The sequence below is a fragment of the Novosphingobium profundi genome (assembly GCF_018491765.1).
Classification (GTDB): Bacteria; Pseudomonadota; Alphaproteobacteria; order Sphingomonadales; family Sphingomonadaceae; genus Novosphingobium; species Novosphingobium profundi.
In genome coordinates this window covers 88,795-104,470 of sequence record NZ_JABWCU010000007.1, presented here as the reverse complement: position 1 = coordinate 104,470, position 15,676 = coordinate 88,795, and the positions used below count along the sequence as shown (strand labels likewise).

The 15,676-nt window shown below is 66.1% G+C and carries 13 protein-coding genes; 9 read left to right on the top strand and 4 right to left on the bottom strand.

All coding sequences use genetic code 11. The features are described from left to right. Positions 1–70 precede the first annotated feature (70 nt). On the bottom strand, positions 71–1,543 hold the full coding sequence (locus HT136_RS08890) for a glutamate ligase domain-containing protein (RefSeq protein WP_214199411.1): 1,473 nt from the start codon (positions 1,541–1,543) through the stop codon (positions 71–73). 57 nt (positions 1,544–1,600) lie between these two features. On the opposite strand from HT136_RS08890, the gene HT136_RS08885 reads away from it, so the two are divergent. Beyond that, complete coding sequence (locus HT136_RS08885; RefSeq protein WP_214199410.1) at positions 1,601–2,434, top strand: LD-carboxypeptidase; 834 nt, start codon at positions 1,601–1,603, stop codon at positions 2,432–2,434. 3 nt (positions 2,435–2,437) lie between these two features. Here the strand turns inward: HT136_RS08885 and HT136_RS08880 are convergent, their stop codons facing one another. Together HT136_RS08880 and HT136_RS08875 are read right to left on the bottom strand one after the other, a co-directional pair. Next, positions 2,438–3,184 carry a hypothetical protein gene (locus tag HT136_RS08880; protein ID WP_214199409.1) on the bottom strand — a complete coding sequence of 249 codons (747 nt, stop codon included), beginning with the start codon at positions 3,182–3,184 and terminating at the stop codon, positions 2,438–2,440. Continuing rightward, positions 3,181–3,480 carry a hypothetical protein gene (locus HT136_RS08875; RefSeq protein ID WP_214199408.1) on the bottom strand — a complete coding sequence of 100 codons (300 nt, stop codon included), beginning with the start codon at positions 3,478–3,480 and terminating at the stop codon, positions 3,181–3,183. The genes HT136_RS08880 and HT136_RS08875 overlap by 4 nt, the downstream gene beginning before the upstream one ends. Before the next feature lie 325 nt (positions 3,481–3,805). Between HT136_RS08875 and fabD the strand changes: the two genes are divergently transcribed. From fabD to HT136_RS08850, 5 genes are all read left to right on the top strand, one after another. Then, positions 3,806–4,741, top strand: coding sequence for an ACP S-malonyltransferase (gene fabD / locus HT136_RS08870; RefSeq protein WP_214199407.1), 936 nt, complete (start codon positions 3,806–3,808; stop codon positions 4,739–4,741). Between the two features lie 50 nt (positions 4,742–4,791). Then, positions 4,792–5,388 (top strand): SAM-dependent methyltransferase, encoded by a 597-nt coding sequence (locus HT136_RS08865; RefSeq protein WP_214199406.1) that lies wholly within the window; start codon positions 4,792–4,794, stop codon positions 5,386–5,388. A 19-nt stretch (positions 5,389–5,407) separates the two neighbouring features. Next, positions 5,408–6,172 carry a 3-oxoacyl-[acyl-carrier-protein] reductase gene (gene fabG / locus HT136_RS08860; protein ID WP_214199405.1) on the top strand — a complete coding sequence of 255 codons (765 nt, stop codon included), beginning with the start codon at positions 5,408–5,410 and terminating at the stop codon, positions 6,170–6,172. 74 nt (positions 6,173–6,246) lie between these two features. Beyond that, positions 6,247–6,651: a GNAT family N-acetyltransferase gene (locus tag HT136_RS08855; RefSeq protein WP_214199404.1), complete on the top strand. Its 405-nt coding sequence runs from the start codon at positions 6,247–6,249 to the stop codon at positions 6,649–6,651. 70 nt (positions 6,652–6,721) lie between these two features. Continuing rightward, positions 6,722–8,671, top strand: coding sequence for a glycoside hydrolase family 35 protein (locus HT136_RS08850; protein ID WP_214199403.1), 1,950 nt, complete (start codon positions 6,722–6,724; stop codon positions 8,669–8,671). Between the two features lie 29 nt (positions 8,672–8,700). Here HT136_RS08850 and HT136_RS08845 read toward each other — a convergent pair whose 3' ends face one another. After that, positions 8,701–9,093 carry a hypothetical protein gene (locus HT136_RS08845; protein WP_246543486.1) on the bottom strand — a complete coding sequence of 131 codons (393 nt, stop codon included), beginning with the start codon at positions 9,091–9,093 and terminating at the stop codon, positions 8,701–8,703. Between the two features lie 257 nt (positions 9,094–9,350). Between HT136_RS08845 and dnaN the strand changes: the two genes are divergently transcribed. The 3 genes from dnaN to lepA all read left to right on the top strand — a co-directional run bounded on the left by dnaN (position 9,351) and on the right by lepA (position 15,346). Continuing rightward, a complete protein-coding gene (dnaN, locus tag HT136_RS08840; protein WP_214199402.1) occupies positions 9,351–10,469 on the top strand; it encodes a DNA polymerase III subunit beta in 1,119 nt (372 codons plus the stop codon). 227 nt (positions 10,470–10,696) lie between these two features. Further along, positions 10,697–13,495, top strand: a complete 2,799-nt coding sequence (locus tag HT136_RS08835) for an EAL domain-containing protein (RefSeq protein WP_214199401.1) — start codon at positions 10,697–10,699, stop codon at positions 13,493–13,495. A gap of 33 nt (positions 13,496–13,528) precedes the next feature. Continuing rightward, positions 13,529–15,346, top strand: coding sequence for a translation elongation factor 4 (gene lepA / locus HT136_RS08830; protein ID WP_214199400.1), 1,818 nt, complete (start codon positions 13,529–13,531; stop codon positions 15,344–15,346). Positions 15,347–15,676 lie beyond the last annotated feature (330 nt).

Here is a 15,676-nt window from a genome sequence, read left to right as displayed (position 1 = left end):
TCCAAGGGCGCGCGCAGGCCTGCGCCGCAAGGCGCGAGTTACCGCAGGTGCGCAGTGGTCTCGGCAGTGATCAGGGCAGGCGGTCGAGGAGGTCTTTCGCGAAAGTCGTGAGCGTGTCGTCGCGAGCGCCCATCACCACGATCCGGTCGCCCGGCTCGGCGAGCTCGGCGATGCGGGTCGCGCAGGCCGCGCGTTCGGCCAGGTGCTCGGCCTTGCCGCCATCCTCGCCGATCAGCGCGACGATGCGCTCGCTGCCGACCGAGCGGTCGACAGTGCCTCCGAAATAGACCGGATCGCACAGGATCGCGACGTCGTTCGCGGTGAGCTTGGAGGCCATGACGCGGGCAAGTTCATGGCCCATCTGGCGCAAGGGGCCATAGCCATGCGGCTGGAAGAAGGCGATGATGCGTCCGGGATGCGCTTTCAGTGTGGACAGCGTGGCCGAGACCTTGTCGGGATTGTGCCCGAAGTCGTCGATGACGGTAATGCCCGAGGGCGAGGTGCCCACGATGTCGAAGCGGCGGGCGAGGCCGGTGAAGCTGGCGAGTGCCTCGACCGCCTTGGCCACGGGAACCCCGGCGGCGTGGGCCGCGGCGATCGCGGCGAGCGCGTTGTAGAGGTTGTGCTTGCCCGGGACCTGAAGCTTCAGCGCGTGGGTGGTGCCTTCCAGGCGATCGGTCACGGTGGCGCTGAGCGAGGTGGGCCCCTGGACCACGTCGCCCGCGCGCAGGCGCACGTGCGGGTTGGTGATACCGAAGGTGATCGCCGATTTCGCGCGGTGGGCGAGCGCGGCGCTTTCGGCGTCGTCAAGGTTGACCGCCGCGATCTCGGCCCGGGCGAGGAAATCGCCGAAGAGGCCGCGCAGTTCCTCGAGCGACTTGTGGTCGAGACTGACGTTGAGCAGCACCGCGACCTTGGGGTGGTAGAGGGCGATCGAGCCGTCGCTCTCGTCGACCTCGGAAACGAAGATGTCTCCTCCGCCCACGCGCGCGCTGGCGAAGGGGGCCTCGTCGCTGACGAAGTTCTTCATCACCGCGCCGTTCATGATCGTGGGATCGGTGCCCGCCCGGGTCATGATCCACCCGGTCATGCCGGTCACGGTGGACTTGCCCGAGGTGCCGCCGATGGCGATGCCTTCGGGCGCGGCGTTGAACAGCGCGGCGAGAAGCTGCGCGCGGGTCATGCGCGGACAGCCCAGTTCGGTCGCGCGCACGACCTCGGGCACGGTATCCTCGACCGCAGCCGAGGCGACGAGGGTCTGGTCGGGCGCAGTGATGCCGCTGCCGTCCTGGGGAAAGAGCGTGAAGCCGAGCGATTCGAGCCAGGCGAACTTTTCGGGGCTGCGGCCCTGGTCGCGGCCGCGGTCCGAGCCCGCGATCGTCGCGCCCAGGCCCTTGAGGATGAGCGCGAGGGGCAGCATGCCCGAGCCGCCGATGCCGCAGAAGAACCAGGGGTGCGCGGTCAGCTGCGCGGGCGTGGCGATGAGGGCGGGGGCAGGGGCGGTGGCGGGGGCGCTCGCGGCGGCCTCGGAACAGTCGGTCATGTTCCCTCGGTATGCGCCCTTGCGGCGCAAGACAACATCGATAGGAAGGGGATCACCATGCGTATCGCAGTCTGTGCACCGTCCACCCCGATCCAGCGCGTCGACGCGGAGCGGGTCCTTGCCCTTGCCGGGGCCGAGTTTCCCGAGCTGGAACTCGTCGTCCACGAACAGTGCTTTGCCGAAGACGGACATTTCGCCGGCGCCGATGCCCTGCGGCTTGAAGCGCTGCTCGAATGCGCCAACGATCCGGGCACCGACGCGGTGTGGTTCGCGCGCGGCGGCTATGGCGCCTGCCGCGTTGCCGAGGACGCGCTCGCCAGGCTCGATCATGCGGCGCAGGACAAGCTTTTCCTGGGCTACTCCGATGCGGGCTATCTGCTGGGCGGGCTCTACCGGGCGCGAATCGGCCGTCCGGTCCATGCGCCCATGCTGGCCGACATCCGGCGCGAGAGCGGCGAGGATGCGATCCGCCGTGTACTGGGCTACCTCTCGGGCGGCGTCACGAAGCCGGGAGGCGCGGAGCCGATCGAGCCGTCGCTGGCCGGAGAAAAACATCCCGTCGTCGCCTTCAACCTGATGACGCTGGCCATGCTGGCGGGAACGCCGCTGATGCCGGGGCTGGCCGGGCACGTGGTGATGGTCGAGGAAGTTTCGGAATACCTCTATGCCATCGACCGACTGTTCTTCCACCTGACCGCGCATCTGGGCGGAATTGCGGGCCTGCGCCTCGGCCGGGTGAGCGCGGTGCCCGAGAACGACCGTCCCTTCGGCATCGCGCCCGAGGAGATCGCGCGCCACTGGTGCCAGCGTCATGCCATTGCCTATCTCGGCGCGGCCGACATCGGCCATGACGCGGCCAACCGCATCGTTCCCTTCGGCAAGCCGGCCTGACCGTCAGTTTTTCGGCGCGCGGGCGGTTTCGCACTTGCCGCCTTCGGGGATGCGCTCCCAGTCGCGGTCGACCTGGAGGAAGGCGTCGGCGGCCATGCCGCTCGCGCGGGCGAGGGCGACCGCCTCCTGCGCCACCTCGCGGGTGGCCCTGGGGCCGAGGATCACCGCATAGTGCTTGCTGATCTGCGTCTTCCAGACTTCGGCGCAAAGCCCCTTGCGGGCGGCTTTGGCAACGTCGTCGAGCGCTTCGCGAAGGCCCGTCGGATTCTCCGGATAGCTGGCGGTGACCGCGTACCAGCCGGGCGCGGTCGGGGTGGCGCTCGGCAGCGGGCTTGGCGGGGCGTTGGCGGGGGTGATCTTCGCGGCTGCCACGCCCACCGCCTTCGAAGCCCAGGCGAGATCGGTCTGGCTGCGGTCGAGGTCGGAGATGGCCGCCTTGATCTGGCGGATTTCGCGGTCTCGCGGCTCTCCCGTGCTGGCGATCTTCTCGTCGACCGAACGCAGCACCGCGTGGCCCACGGCGAGGCTTTTCTCGGCCTCGACCAGTTTCTTCTGCGTCCTGGCCAATTGCTCGCGCGCGTCGGCAAGGTCGGAGGAGAGCTGGATGATGTAGAAGATCGCCACACCGGCCGCGATGAGCGTGGCGGCGAGCCCGATCAGGAACATCGGGATCGAGCGGCGCGAGGACGCGTGCAGGCTGTCGATCGCCTCGGTGATCGTGCGCATGTCCTGCGGCGGCGGTGCGTTCATGAATCCTTGCCTTGCGAAAGTTGCTGGATGATCAGCGAGATGAGGTCGAAGGACTTGTTGAGGAAGAACGAGACGCGCGCGGCCGAGGCAGCGATCAGGCCCGAAGCGCCGAAGATCATGCCCAGCTGGGGAACCGAGATCTGGCCGGACTGGAACAGAATGGCGAGGCTGATCATCAGCATCGCAAAGGAAATGACCGTACAGGCCAGGTAGAGGACTCGCTCGAACGCGAACATCTTCATCAGCCTTTCCAGGGCATCGAGCGTGCGTTCGATCAGGTCGGGTGGTTGGTGCATCGTCGTCCTGCGTGGTGGGGCGTTCGCTAGGGATCGTGAGCCGGTTTTCATGCGCTGTCGCTCAGTAGTTCAACCCATTTTCGATCGGGGTTGATGCGAAGTTACAGGTGAATACATCGAATTTCGCGTGAAATACTCTGTCATGTTTGCTGAAGGGCTCGCACGATGCCGCTTTCCGGCGCGCAAGGGAGAACAGCCTGGGGCCGGGAGAGGGGGCGATGCCGGGTTGCGGGGCTTGCCCTCCGGCCCCAAGCGCAATAAGCGCTGCCACTTTCCCCGGCGAGGCACCTGAGGCCGTCGTGGCCGGGCACAGAGGATTGTTGCTATGCGTGCTTTCGTTTTTCCGGGCCAGGGCAGCCAGAAGGTCGGCATGGGTGTCGAGCTTGCCGAGGCGAGCGCCACCGCGCGCGAGGTCTTCGAGGAAGTGAACGACGCGCTCGGCCAGGACCTGTTCAAGATCATGGCCGAGGGCCCCGAGGACCAGCTCACGCTGACCGCCAACGCCCAGCCCGCGATCATGGCGCACGCCATCGCCGTGCTGCGCGTGCTCGAGAAGGACGGCGGGATTTCGCTGGCCGACAAGGCGGATTTCGTGGCCGGCCACTCGCTCGGTGAATACACGGCGCTCTGCGCGTCGGGCGCTTTCAGCCTTGCCGACACCGCGCGTCTCCTCAAGCTGCGCGGCGAATCGATGCAGGCCGCGGTGCCGGTGGGCCTGGGCGCCATGGCCGCGCTGCTCGGCGCCGACATCGAGAAGGCCACGGCGCTGGCCGAGGCGGCGGCCGAAGGGGAAGTCTGCACTGTCGCCAACGACAACGATCCGGGCCAGGTCGTGCTTTCGGGCCACAAGGGCGCGATCGAGCGCGCGGTCGCGCTGGTCAAGGACCACGGCATCAAGCGTGGCGTGATCCTGCCGGTTTCCGCGCCGTTCCACTGCCCGCTGATGCAGCCGGCCGCCGATGCGATGGCCGAGGCACTGGAGAAGACCGCACCGGGCACGCTGGCCGTTGCACTTTACGCCAACGTCACCGCCTCGGTGGTGACCGATCCGGCGCAGGTGAAGCAGTTGCTGGTCGAGCAGGTCTGCGGCCGCGTGCGCTGGCGTGAAAGCGCGATCGCGATGGCCGCGGCGGGCGTCACCGATTTCGTGGAACTGGGCGGCAAGGTCGTGGGGCCCATGATCAAGCGCTCGGCGGGCGAGGTGAACGTCGCCGCCGCCTCGACCATGGCCGAGATCGAGGAACTGGCCAAAAGCCTCTGAGGCGTTATAGCTGGGAGCCGCAAGGCAGTCTGGACACGAGGAGTTCACCCATGTGGGACGAGCGCTACGCCACCGACTTCGCCTATGGCACCCAGCCCAACGACTGGCTGGTCGCCCGCTTTGACGATCTGAAGAAGGGCACCTGCCTGTGCCTGGCCGAAGGGCAGGGGCGCAACGCGGTCTGGCTGGCCCAGCAGGGCCTTGCCGTCACCGCCGTCGACCAGTCGGCGGTGGGCATGGGCAAGGCGCAGGAACTGGCGGCCAGCCGCGGCGTGGCGATCACCACCGAAGTGGCCGATCTCGCCGCGTACGACCTTGGTGAGGCGCGCTGGGACAGTGTGGTGGCGATCTTCGCGCACTTTCCGCCCGCCTTGCGCGCTAACCTCCACGCCCGCGTGGCGAAGGCGCTCAAGCCCGGCGGCACCGTGCTGATCGAAGCCTATACGCCCGACACGCTTCAGCAACCTGGACGCGGCGGGCCCTCGGGTGCGCAGGCGGACATGCTGATGCGCGCGGCCTTTCTCGAAGACGATTTCTCGGAACTGACCATCCTCCACGCCGCCGAAACGCTGCGCGAGGTCAACGAAGGGGCCTTCCACCAGGGTCTCGGCGCGGTGGTCCAGTTCCTGGCCCGAAAACCCGAATGAACGCATTTAAGGAATGAGCATGTTTGACCTTCACGGAATGACCGCCCTCGTCACCGGCGCCAGCGGCGGCATCGGTTCGTCGATCGCACGCAAGCTGGCTGCGCAAGGTGCGCGCCTCGCCATCTCGGGCTCGAACGCGGACAAGCTGCGCGCCTTTCGCGAGGAACTCGACGAGCACACCCCGCAGGCCCCGCAGGAAGTCGATCACGTCGCGATCCCCTGCAACCTCTCGGATGTGGAGCAGGTCGAGAAGCTGGTGCCCGCCGCGCTCGAGGCGCTCGGCAAGATCGACATCCTCGTCAACAATGCCGGCATCACGCGCGACAACCTCGCGATGCGCATGAAGGACGAGGAATGGGACCAGGTCATCAAGATCAACCTGGAATCGACCTTCCGCCTGATGCGCGCTGCCACCAAGCCGATGATGAAGGCCCGCTTCGGGCGCATCATCAACGTCACCTCGGTGGTGGGCACCACGGGTAACCCGGGCCAGATGAACTACTGCGCGGCCAAGGGCGGCATCACCGCGATGTCGAAGAGCCTTGCGCAGGAACTCGCCAGCCGCGGCGTGACCGTCAACTGCATCGCGCCCGGCTTCATCGCTACGGCGATGACCGAAGTGCTGCCCGATGCGCAGAAGGACGCGCTCAACGCGAAGATCCCGATGGGCCGCATGGGCGCGGGCGACGACATTGCCGCTGCCGCCTGCTACCTCGCCTCGAAGGAAGCCGGCTACGTCACCGGCCAGACGATCCATGTCAACGGCGGCATGGTGATGATCTGATCCGCGACGGGATGAGCATACCCGCCCCGGGGATCGCGCCGTGCGATCCCCGGGGAGCCGAGGCAGGCGAGGTGATGGCCCGCCTTTCGCGTGCGCTCGAAGCGCTGACCGGCGATGCCGGGACCTCGTCGTTCGATCCGTGCGACGCAACAGGGCCTGGCGCGGTACTGCTGCTCGCGCGCGACGGCGCGGGCACGGTGATCGGCTGCGGCGCCTATCGCCCGCTTTCGGACGATGGCGGTGAACGCGTTGCCGAGATCAAGCGCATGTACGCCGAGCAGGGCTGCGGCGCGGCGCTGCTGGCCGCTCTTGAGGAGCGGGCGCGCGGCATCGATGGCTACCGCGCCGTGCGCCTGTCGACCCGGCGCGTGAACCAGCGCGCGGTCGCCTTCTACGAACGCCACGGCTACCGCGAATGCGCGCCTTACGGGCGCTACGTGGGACGCGCCCAGTCGATCTGCATGGCCAAGACGCTGTAGATCGAACCCAATTTAATGCCTGATCGTAAAAGGTATTGAATTGGTTATTTCGCGATGGCAGGCTGTGCGCATGAGCACGACATCACCTGGCCGCCGCCCACCATTTCGCCGTTGGATCCACTCGGGCATCGCCCTGGGTTTCGCCGGGGCGCTGCTTGCACCGTCAACGGCGCTGGCCGGAGAGGCAGTTGCTTCGGCAGCGGTGACGGGTGAAGTGCCTCGCAGTGATCCCATGGGCGGTCCCGCCGCCGTCGCCGGGCGGCAGGTCATTTCAGGCTCTATGTTCTATCCGCGTATCCCGCGCGCCTACTGGCGCGACCGCCTGAAAAAGGCACGGGCGATGGGTCTCAACACGATCGAGACTTACGCTTTCTGGAACGTGCACGAGCGCGCGCCGGGCACGTTCGACTTCACCGGCCAGAACGACATCGCCGAATTCATCCGCGAGGCGGCCGAAGAGGGTCTCATGGTGATCGTGCGGCCCGGCCCCTACGTCTGCGCCGAATGGGACTGGGGTGGCCTTCCGCCATGGCTCAACAAGGACCCGCAGATGGTCGTGCGCTCGCAGTATCCCGGCTTCATGGCCGCTGCGCAGCGCTACCTGAACGCGCTGGCGAAGGAAGTCGCCCCGCTCCAGAAGACGAATGGCGGGCCGGTAATCGGCATACAGGTCGAGAACGAATACGGCTCCTACGGCGAGGACCATGCCTATATGGAGGCGATGCGCGCCGCCTTCGTGCGTGCGGGCTTCTCGCCGCGCCTGCTGTTCACCGCCGACGGACCCGACCTGTTGCAGCGAGGGGCCTTGCCCGATCTTCCCGTCGCGCTCAATTTCGCGCCCGGCAGCGCCAAGGGCGCGTTCGCGGCGTTGGAAAAGTTCCGCCCCGGCGCGCCGATTTTCGTGGGCGAGTATTGGGACGGCTGGTTCGACCACTGGGGCGCGAAACGCGAAACCCGCGACGGCACGGCGATGGCCGCCGAACTGAAGCAAATGCTCGAGGCCGGGGCCTCGGTGAACCTCTATATGTTCACCGGCGGCACCAGCTTCGGCTGGATGGCGGGCGCCAATGCGGCCGGGGCCAATGCCGACCACACCACCGGGGCCAAGGTCAACTACGAGCCCGACGTCACCAGCTACGATTACGATTCGCCGCTTTCCGAGGACGGCCGCGTAACGCCCAAGTTCTTCGCCTTTCGTGACGCGATCCAGTCGGTGACCGGCGAGGCGCTGCCACCCGTGCCACAGGACCCGGGCACGATCACGCTGGCCCCGATTGCGTTGGGCAAGGGCCAGAGCCTGTGGTCGCGTCTGCCCGCGCCCGTCGCCACCGGCAGCGAGGTCCCGCCGACGATGGAGGACGTGGGCCAATCCTACGGTTACATCCTCTACCGCACGAAGCTGGGCGAGGGGGCCGAGCATCCGGTCGACCTCGTGCTGCCCGAAGTGCGCGCCTACGCGGCGATCTATCTCGACGGCGTATTCCAAGGGGCCATCGATCGTCGCCTCAAGCAGACGACGCTGACGTTGGCCTCGGTCAAGCGCGGGGCGACGCTCTCGATCCTGGTCGAGAACACCGGCCGGGTGAACTATGGTCCGGCTTTGCCGGGTGAGCGCGCGGGGCTCGTCGGCGCGCCCAAGCTCGATGGCCGGACGCTTTCCGGCTGGAGCACGTATTCGTTGCCGATGAACCCTCCACCCAAGGTGACTGCCAAGGGCGCGTGCGAGGGGCCGTGCTTCTACAAGGCTTCGTTCGAGGTCGAGCGCGCGGGCGACACTTTCCTCGATACCGCCGGGCTCTCCAAGGGCGTGGTCTTCGTCAACGGCCACAACCTCGGCCGCTACTGGAACGTGGGGCCGCAGCGCACGCTCTATCTGCCGGGCGCGTTCCTGAAGCCTGGGCGCAACGAGATCCTCGTGTTCGATCTCTATGGCCGTCCGGGGCTGCGCGTGGAAGGCCTCGCCAAGGCCGAACTCGGTGCCGAACCCAAGGTCGATCCCCACTCGGCGCAGGCGCGCTGAGCGGGGAACAGGCGGACCCGCGTTCGGGTTCAGTCGGCCTCGCGGCCCTCGTCGTCGTAGATCTTGGCGTCGAGATGCAACGCCAGGCTGCGGGCAAGATCGAGGCGGATCTGCTCGACCCGCTGGGCCGGGTCGGGGGCGGGGAAGCTCACGTAGCCCAGCGGCGACCACCAGAACACGCGCAGCCAGTCCTGGCAGTCCTCGCGCCAGACTTCGGCATCGCCACCCCGGTTGGGCATCGTGATCACCGCATGGGTGAGCGGATTGACCTGCTGCGCGTCGCCGTCGGACAGGCGCAGGCCCTCGTGTCCGGCGACCGCCGTCTTCCATTCCTCAAGCGTGATTTCGCGGCGCTGGCCATCGGGTCCCTTGCGCTGGATATGCAAAGTGCCCGAGGTCTTGCTCGGCGTTTCGATCGACAAGGGGTCTCGACTCCCGTGGTTTCGGCCCGATCGGACCCGTCTCTGGCTGAACATGGCCCTTCCTTGCTGCAGTGCAAGAGCAATTAGGGCGGTGGTGCTCGGCGAAAAAAGCACGAAAAGACCCGGAATTATCCCCAGATTCACCAATTGCAGTCCAGATCGCGCTTGCCGCATCGAACGCGCGCGCTAGAGATATTTGTCCTTGTTTTGGGGATTGTGAACATTCCCGGGCCGATCAAAGGGGACCTGAGGCTGTTATGAAGGCCACCATCGAACGTTCCACGCTGCTGCGTTGCCTGAGCCACGTGCAGTCCGTTGTCGAACGCCGCAACACCATTCCCATCCTCTCGAACGTGCTGATCGAAGCCTCGGGCAGCTCGTCGCTGCGCATCATGGCAACCGACCTCGACCTGCAGGTCGTGGAAACGCTGAGCGCGGTCGCGGTGGAGCAGCCGGGCGCAATCACCGTCTCGGCGCACTTGCTCTTCGACATCGCGCGCAAGCTGCCCGACGGCAGCCAGGTCAGCCTCGACGCCGCCGACAACCGCATGGTGGTCAAGGCCGGGCGCAGCCGCTTCCAGCTGCCGACGCTCCCGCGTGACGACTTTCCGATGATCGCCGAGGGCGAACTCCCGACCAGTTTCGAGATTCCGGCCTCGACGCTTGCGCAGATGATCGACCGCACGCGTTTCGCGATCTCGACCGAGGAAACGCGTTACTACCTGAACGGCATCTTCTTCCACGTCTCGGACGAGGAACTGAAGGCGGCGGCGACCGACGGTCACCGTCTCGCCCGCTTCACCATCGCCCGCCCGGACGGCGCGGACGGCATGCCCGACGTGATCGTACCTCGCAAATGCGTGGCCGAACTGCGCAAGCTGCTTGAAGAGGCGCTCGACACCAAGGTCCTCGTCGACCTTTCGGCCAGCAAGGTGCGCTTCACACTCGGCGGCGAAACCGGCGTGGTGCTGACCAGCAAGCTGATCGATGGTACCTTCCCCGATTACACCCGCGTCATCCCGACCGCGAACGACAAGCTTCTGAAGCTCGATCCGCGCGCCTTCTTCGAGGGTGTCGACCGCGTCGCAACGATCGCCACCGAAAAGACCCGCGCGGTCAAGATGGCGCTCGACACCGACCGCATCACGCTTTCGGTGACCTCGCCCGACAACGGCACGGCGGCCGAGGAAGTGCCCGCCGATTATGCTGCGGATGGCTTCGAGATCGGTTTCAACGCCAACTACCTCAAGGACATCCTCGGCCAGATCGAAGGCGATTCGGTCGAGCTGCACCTGGCCGACGCCGGGGCGCCGACGCTGATCCGCCAGAACGACAAGAGCCCCGCGCTCTACGTGCTGATGCCCATGCGCGTCTGACTGTCCGGCGCGCGGGCCGAGGCTTTCGTGCCAGTTCGCGCCCAGGCCAGGAACAGGAATTTCCGGCGCCTCCCTTGCCGTATCAACCTTCTGGTTGGTTGCGGCGAGGGAGGCGATTTCGTGTCGGGCCCCGGCGGCCGCGCGCGCACTGCCGGGCTGCGTAACCTTCCGGGGCGCCCGGTTACCACTTAACCGTTTCGCAATCGGTTTCAGGGCATGGAAGTGCCATGGACACAAAGGGACCTGGTCCCCGGACAGACGCAGCGCGATTCGGTGTTTCACGCTCGGGATCGCAGAAGAAATCGGTCGTTGGGCGGCGTGTTTCGCCGCCCGGCGCCGCAACGCGTTCATCGTCGGGGTTGGCATCGCCGGGCGTAGCATCGCCGGGGGTGGGGTCGTCCGGAGTGGCCTCGGGTGCACGCACGCCGACGTCCGACTTCGCGCTGGCAAGCGGAACGGTCTCACAGGCAAGCGATCCGTTGCTTTATCTGTTGCCCGCGAACTGGATCCTGATCGTCATCTGCATGGGCTCGGTCCTGATGACGATGGGGCTCGTCTCGCGCAGCCTGCCCGCCGCTCTTTCGTGCGCCTTGCTCACCATCAGCTTCGCGATCTGCCTAATGGGAACCTACCTGTTCCGCCTCGAGCAGACACTCGCCCACACCGACTGGAAGCGCTATCTGCTGCTGATCGTCGCGATCGGGGTGCCGATGGGGTTGTTCGGCTATGTCTGCGCGCGCTGGACAGAGCGCGTCGTGGCGCTCGAATGGGACACGACCGCGAGCTGCTTCGTCATCCTTATCCTCATGGCCTCCGTGCTGCTCGAAGGGCGTCTGGCCTCGATCATCGTCGCGACGGTTGCCCTGTGGGGCGGCGCCTGGATTGTCTCGGGCTCGCTCTCCTCACTGGTGTTCCTCGTCAGCGGCAGCGTCATCGGACTTTACCTGGCGGTGCGCCGCAGTGAGCAGGTCGCCGCCGAGATCGAGGCTCGCTCCGAGCGCGAACGCGCACAGCGCCGCGCCGAAGATCTGCTCAACGAATACGAGCAGACCGGGCAGGGCTGGTTCTGGGAAACCGACCGGCGCGGGCTGGTGACGTATGTTTCGGCCCATATCTGCGCGCGCCTGCGCAAGGCCCCCGAAGACCTCATGGGCAAGCCGCTGTCGAGCCTGTTCCGGCTTCAGGGTCACGAAGGGGAAAACGAGCGCACGCTGGTGTTCCATCTTTCCACGCGCTCCTCGTTCAAGGAGCTTTCGGTGCGCGCGGCGACGCCCGAGGAGGACGAGCGCTGGTGGTCGATTTCGGGGCGCCCGGTCCTTGACCAGTTCAACAATTTCATGGGCTTTCGTGGTTCGGGCACGGACCTGACCGAGACCCGCCGCTCGCAGCAGCACGTCACGCAGCTGGCGCGCTTCGATTCGCTGACCAAGCTCGCCAACCGCTTCCAGATGTCCGAATGGCTCGAGAAGATACTTGGCGCGCCGCGCATCGACAGCCGTGCCTGCGCGGTGTTCCTGCTCGACCTCGACCGCTTCAAGCAGGTCAACGACACGATGGGCCACCCGGCTGGCGATGCCCTGCTGCGCCAGGTCGCGGACCGCCTGCGCTCGACGGTGGGCAAGCATGGGCGCGTCGGGCGCCTGGGCGGTGACGAGTTCGAGGTCATCCTGCCCGGCCACCACGTCACCGAGGGGCTGGCCAACCTTGCCCGCCGGATCATCGAGAACCTCTCGCAGCCCTATTCGATCGAGGGCGCGCGCGTGATCATCGGGGCTTCGGTCGGCATCGCGGTCTGCCCGGAGAACGGCAGCAGCTCGGAAGAGATCATCCGCAACGCTGACCTCGCGCTCTACGCGGCCAAGGGCAACGGGCGCGGCCGCCACCATTTCTACGACAGCGACTTGCATTCGGACGCGAAGGAGCGCCAGCAGCTCGAAGAGGACTTGCGCGATGCCATTGCACACGGCGCTCTCGAACTCCACTACCAGCCCCAGGTGCGCACCACCACCGAGACGATCACCGGCTTCGAAGCGCTGCTGCGCTGGAAGCACCCGGTTCACGGCTACATTTCGCCCGCCAAGTTCGTGCCGATCGCCGAAGACACCGGGCTGGTCGCGCCGATCGGCGAATGGGCGCTGCGCACGGCCTGCCACGACCTCGCGCGCTGGCCCGAAAGCGTGCGCGTGGCGGTCAACGTCTCGCCGCTGCAATTCGCCAATCCCGCGCTGCCCGCGATCGTGACGAGCGCAATCGCCGCGGCGGGGATCGAGCCTGCCCGGCTCGAGCTCGAAATCACCGAAAGCGTGTTTCTGGGCGAGGACAAATCGACGGAAGCCATGTTCGCTTCGTTGAAGGCGGTGGGAGTGCGCCTGGCGCTTGATGATTTCGGCACCGGCTATTCCTCGCTCGGCTATCTGAAGAAGGCGCCCTTCGACAAGATCAAGATCGATCAAAGCTTCGTGCGCGGCGCGACCCAGAAGGGCAGCCGCAACGGCGCGATCATCTCCTCGATCGTGAGCCTTGCCGAGGCACTGGGCATGGAAACCACCGCCGAAGGCGTGGAAACGCTCGACGAGCTGGATCTGGTGCGCATGCTGGGGTGCAGCCACGTCCAGGGCTTCATCTACGAACGACCGCTCAGCGTGCAGGCCGCCGACAAGCGGCTCGAGGAGGGCCTCGGCGCGGTCGCGCGCGGGCCGCGTTCGGCGCGCGCGCCGCGCCAGACGATGTTGCGCAAGGTCGTCCTTGAGCACGGCTCGCACAGCTACAATGGCACCATCCGCAACATCTCGCGGACAGGCGCGATGGTCGAGGGGCTCTGGAATGTGCCAGTGGGAACCCAGTTTACCGTTTACCTCGCGCAGGACTACGCGATGCAGGCCTGTGCGCGCTGGAGTCGCGAGGATCGCATGGGGGTCGAATTCGTCCAACCACTTGAACTCGACGGCAATGGCGCGGTGATCTTTGCCCCGCCGCGTGGCGGGGGTGGCGAAAATGATACGCGTTCGCTTCGCAAGGCAGGCTGACAGGCGCGCAAACCGCTGCTAACGGCGATTCCCATGACAGACCTTTCCCTGATCCGAAACTTCTCGATCATTGCCCACATCGACCATGGCAAGTCGACGCTGGCCGACCGCCTGATCCAGTACACCGGTGGCCTGACCGAGCGCGAGATGTCCGCGCAAGTGCTCGACAACATGGACATCGAGAAGGAACGCGGGATCACGATCAAGGCGCAGACCGTGCGCCTGAACTACACCGCCAAGGACGGGCTCACTTATGAGCTCAACCTGATGGATACGCCCGGCCACGTCGACTTCGCCTACGAGGTCAGCCGCAGCCTCGCCGCCTGCGAGGGTGCGCTCCTGGTGGTCGACGCCGCGCAGGGCGTCGAAGCGCAGACGCTTGCCAACGTCTACCAGTCGATCGAGCACGACCACGAGATCGTGCCCGTTATCAACAAGGTCGACCTTCCTGCCGCCGAGCCGGAGAAGGTGCGCACCGAGATCGAGGACATCATCGGCATCGATGCCTCCGAGGCGGTGCTGGCCAGCGCCAAGTCGGGCATCGGCATCGAGGAGACGCTGGAAGCGATCGTCACCAAGATTCCCCCGCCGAAGGGCGAGCGTGATGCGCCTTTGAAGGCCATGCTGGTCGACTCCTGGTACGATCCGTACCTGGGCGTCGTGATCCTCGTGCGCGTGATCGACGGGGTCATCAAGAAGGGCCTCAACGTCAAGTTCATGCAAGGCGGCACCGAGCACCTGATCGACCGCGTGGGTTGCATGACGCCCAAGCGCATCGACCTGGCCGAACTGGGGCCGGGCGAGATCGGCTTCATTACCGCGCAGATCAAGGAAGTCGAACAGGCCAAGGTCGGCGACACCATCACCACCGTGAAGCAGGGTGCGACCACGCCGCTGCCGGGCTACAAGGAAGTCCAGCCGGTGGTGTTCTGCGGGCTCTTCCCGGTCGACGCTGCCGATTTCGAGAAGCTGCGCGATTCGATCGGCAAGCTGCGCCTCAACGACGCCTCCTTCAGTTTTGAAATGGAAACGAGCGCGGCGCTCGGCTTCGGCTTCCGTTGCGGTTTCTTGGGGCTTCTCCACCTCGAGATCATCCAGGAGCGGCTCAGCCGCGAATACGACCTCGACCTCATCACCACGGCGCCTTCGGTCGTCTACCGCATCCAGCTCTCGCACTCGAAGAACGAGGATGCCAAGACCATCGAGCTGCACAACCCGGCCGATTATCCCGATCCCAACCGCATCGAGATGATCGAGGAACCGTGGATCAAGGCGACGATCTACACGCCCGACGAGTATCTCGGCGCGATCCTCAAGTTGTGCCAGGATCGCCGCGGTATCCAGACGGACCTGACCTACGTCGGTGGGCGCGCCCAGGTGACGTACGAACTGCCGCTCAACGAAGTCGTCTTCGACTTCTACGACCGCCTGAAGTCGATCAGCCGCGGCTACGCGAGCTTCGATTACGAGCAGATCGGCCTGCGCGAGGGTGACCTCGTGAAGATGAACATCCTCGTCAACGCCGAACCGGTTGATGCGCTTTCGCTCATCGTCCACCGCTCGGTCGCCGAGGAACGCGGGCGCGGGATGTGCGAGCGTCTCAAGGAACTGATCCCAAGGCACCTGTTCAAGATTCCGGTCCAGGCCGCGATCGGCGGCAAGGTCATCGCGCGCGAGACGATCGCCGCGATGCGCAAGGACGTGACCGCCAAGTGCTATGGTGGTGACATCACCCGCAAGAAGAAGCTCCTGGAAAAGCAGAAGAAGGGTAAAGCCCGCATGCGCGAGTACGGCAACGTCTCGATCCCGCAGGAAGCCTTCATCGCGGCCCTGCGCATGGGCGAGGAATAAGCGCGCGGGATCTCGTCCCAGCGTCCTTTACAGGCGATCATTCGGGCCGGGCAGCGCAAGCTGTCCGGCCCGTTGCCATGGGGGCGTTGCCCTTGCGGCACAGTCGCAAAGAGAAATGAGCTGGACAGTCGTAAAATGGCGACATCCGTTCCATTGGGGGTGCATTTCCGCACACGGGGTGTATGAAGGGAGAGAGCATGGGAGGGGGATTCCTGGGCTCGTGATGGCAATGTGCGGAATTTGGTGACGTACATCCGTTCCCGGTCCTGGCGGAGGACATCCTGGGTACGTTGGCGCAACGGAAAGTCTCTGTGCGACCGGACCGGGACC

Bases quoted from the DNA above. Each gene is read 5' to 3' on its own strand.
- HT136_RS08855 (WP_214199404.1), top strand. From the start codon at position 6,247: ATGGCCCGCCTTTCGCGTGCGCTCGAAGCGCTGACCGGCGATGCCGGG.
- HT136_RS08875 (WP_214199408.1), bottom strand. From the start codon at position 3,480: ATGCACCAACCACCCGACCTGATCGAACGCACGCTCGATGCCCTGGAA.
- dnaN (WP_214199402.1), top strand. From the start codon at position 9,351: ATGAAGGCCACCATCGAACGTTCCACGCTGCTGCGTTGCCTGAGCCAC.
- HT136_RS08865 (WP_214199406.1), top strand. From the start codon at position 4,792: ATGTGGGACGAGCGCTACGCCACCGACTTCGCCTATGGCACCCAGCCC.
- fabG (WP_214199405.1), top strand. From the start codon at position 5,408: ATGTTTGACCTTCACGGAATGACCGCCCTCGTCACCGGCGCCAGCGGC.
- lepA (WP_214199400.1), top strand. From the start codon at position 13,529: ATGACAGACCTTTCCCTGATCCGAAACTTCTCGATCATTGCCCACATC.
- HT136_RS08850 (WP_214199403.1), top strand. From the start codon at position 6,722: ATGAGCACGACATCACCTGGCCGCCGCCCACCATTTCGCCGTTGGATC.
- HT136_RS08885 (WP_214199410.1), top strand. From the start codon at position 1,601: ATGCGTATCGCAGTCTGTGCACCGTCCACCCCGATCCAGCGCGTCGAC.
- fabD (WP_214199407.1), top strand. From the start codon at position 3,806: ATGCGTGCTTTCGTTTTTCCGGGCCAGGGCAGCCAGAAGGTCGGCATG.
- HT136_RS08890 (WP_214199411.1), bottom strand. From the start codon at position 1,543: ATGACCGACTGTTCCGAGGCCGCCGCGAGCGCCCCCGCCACCGCCCCT.
- HT136_RS08880 (WP_214199409.1), bottom strand. From the start codon at position 3,184: ATGAACGCACCGCCGCCGCAGGACATGCGCACGATCACCGAGGCGATC.
- HT136_RS08835 (WP_214199401.1), top strand. From the start codon at position 10,697: ATGGACACAAAGGGACCTGGTCCCCGGACAGACGCAGCGCGATTCGGT.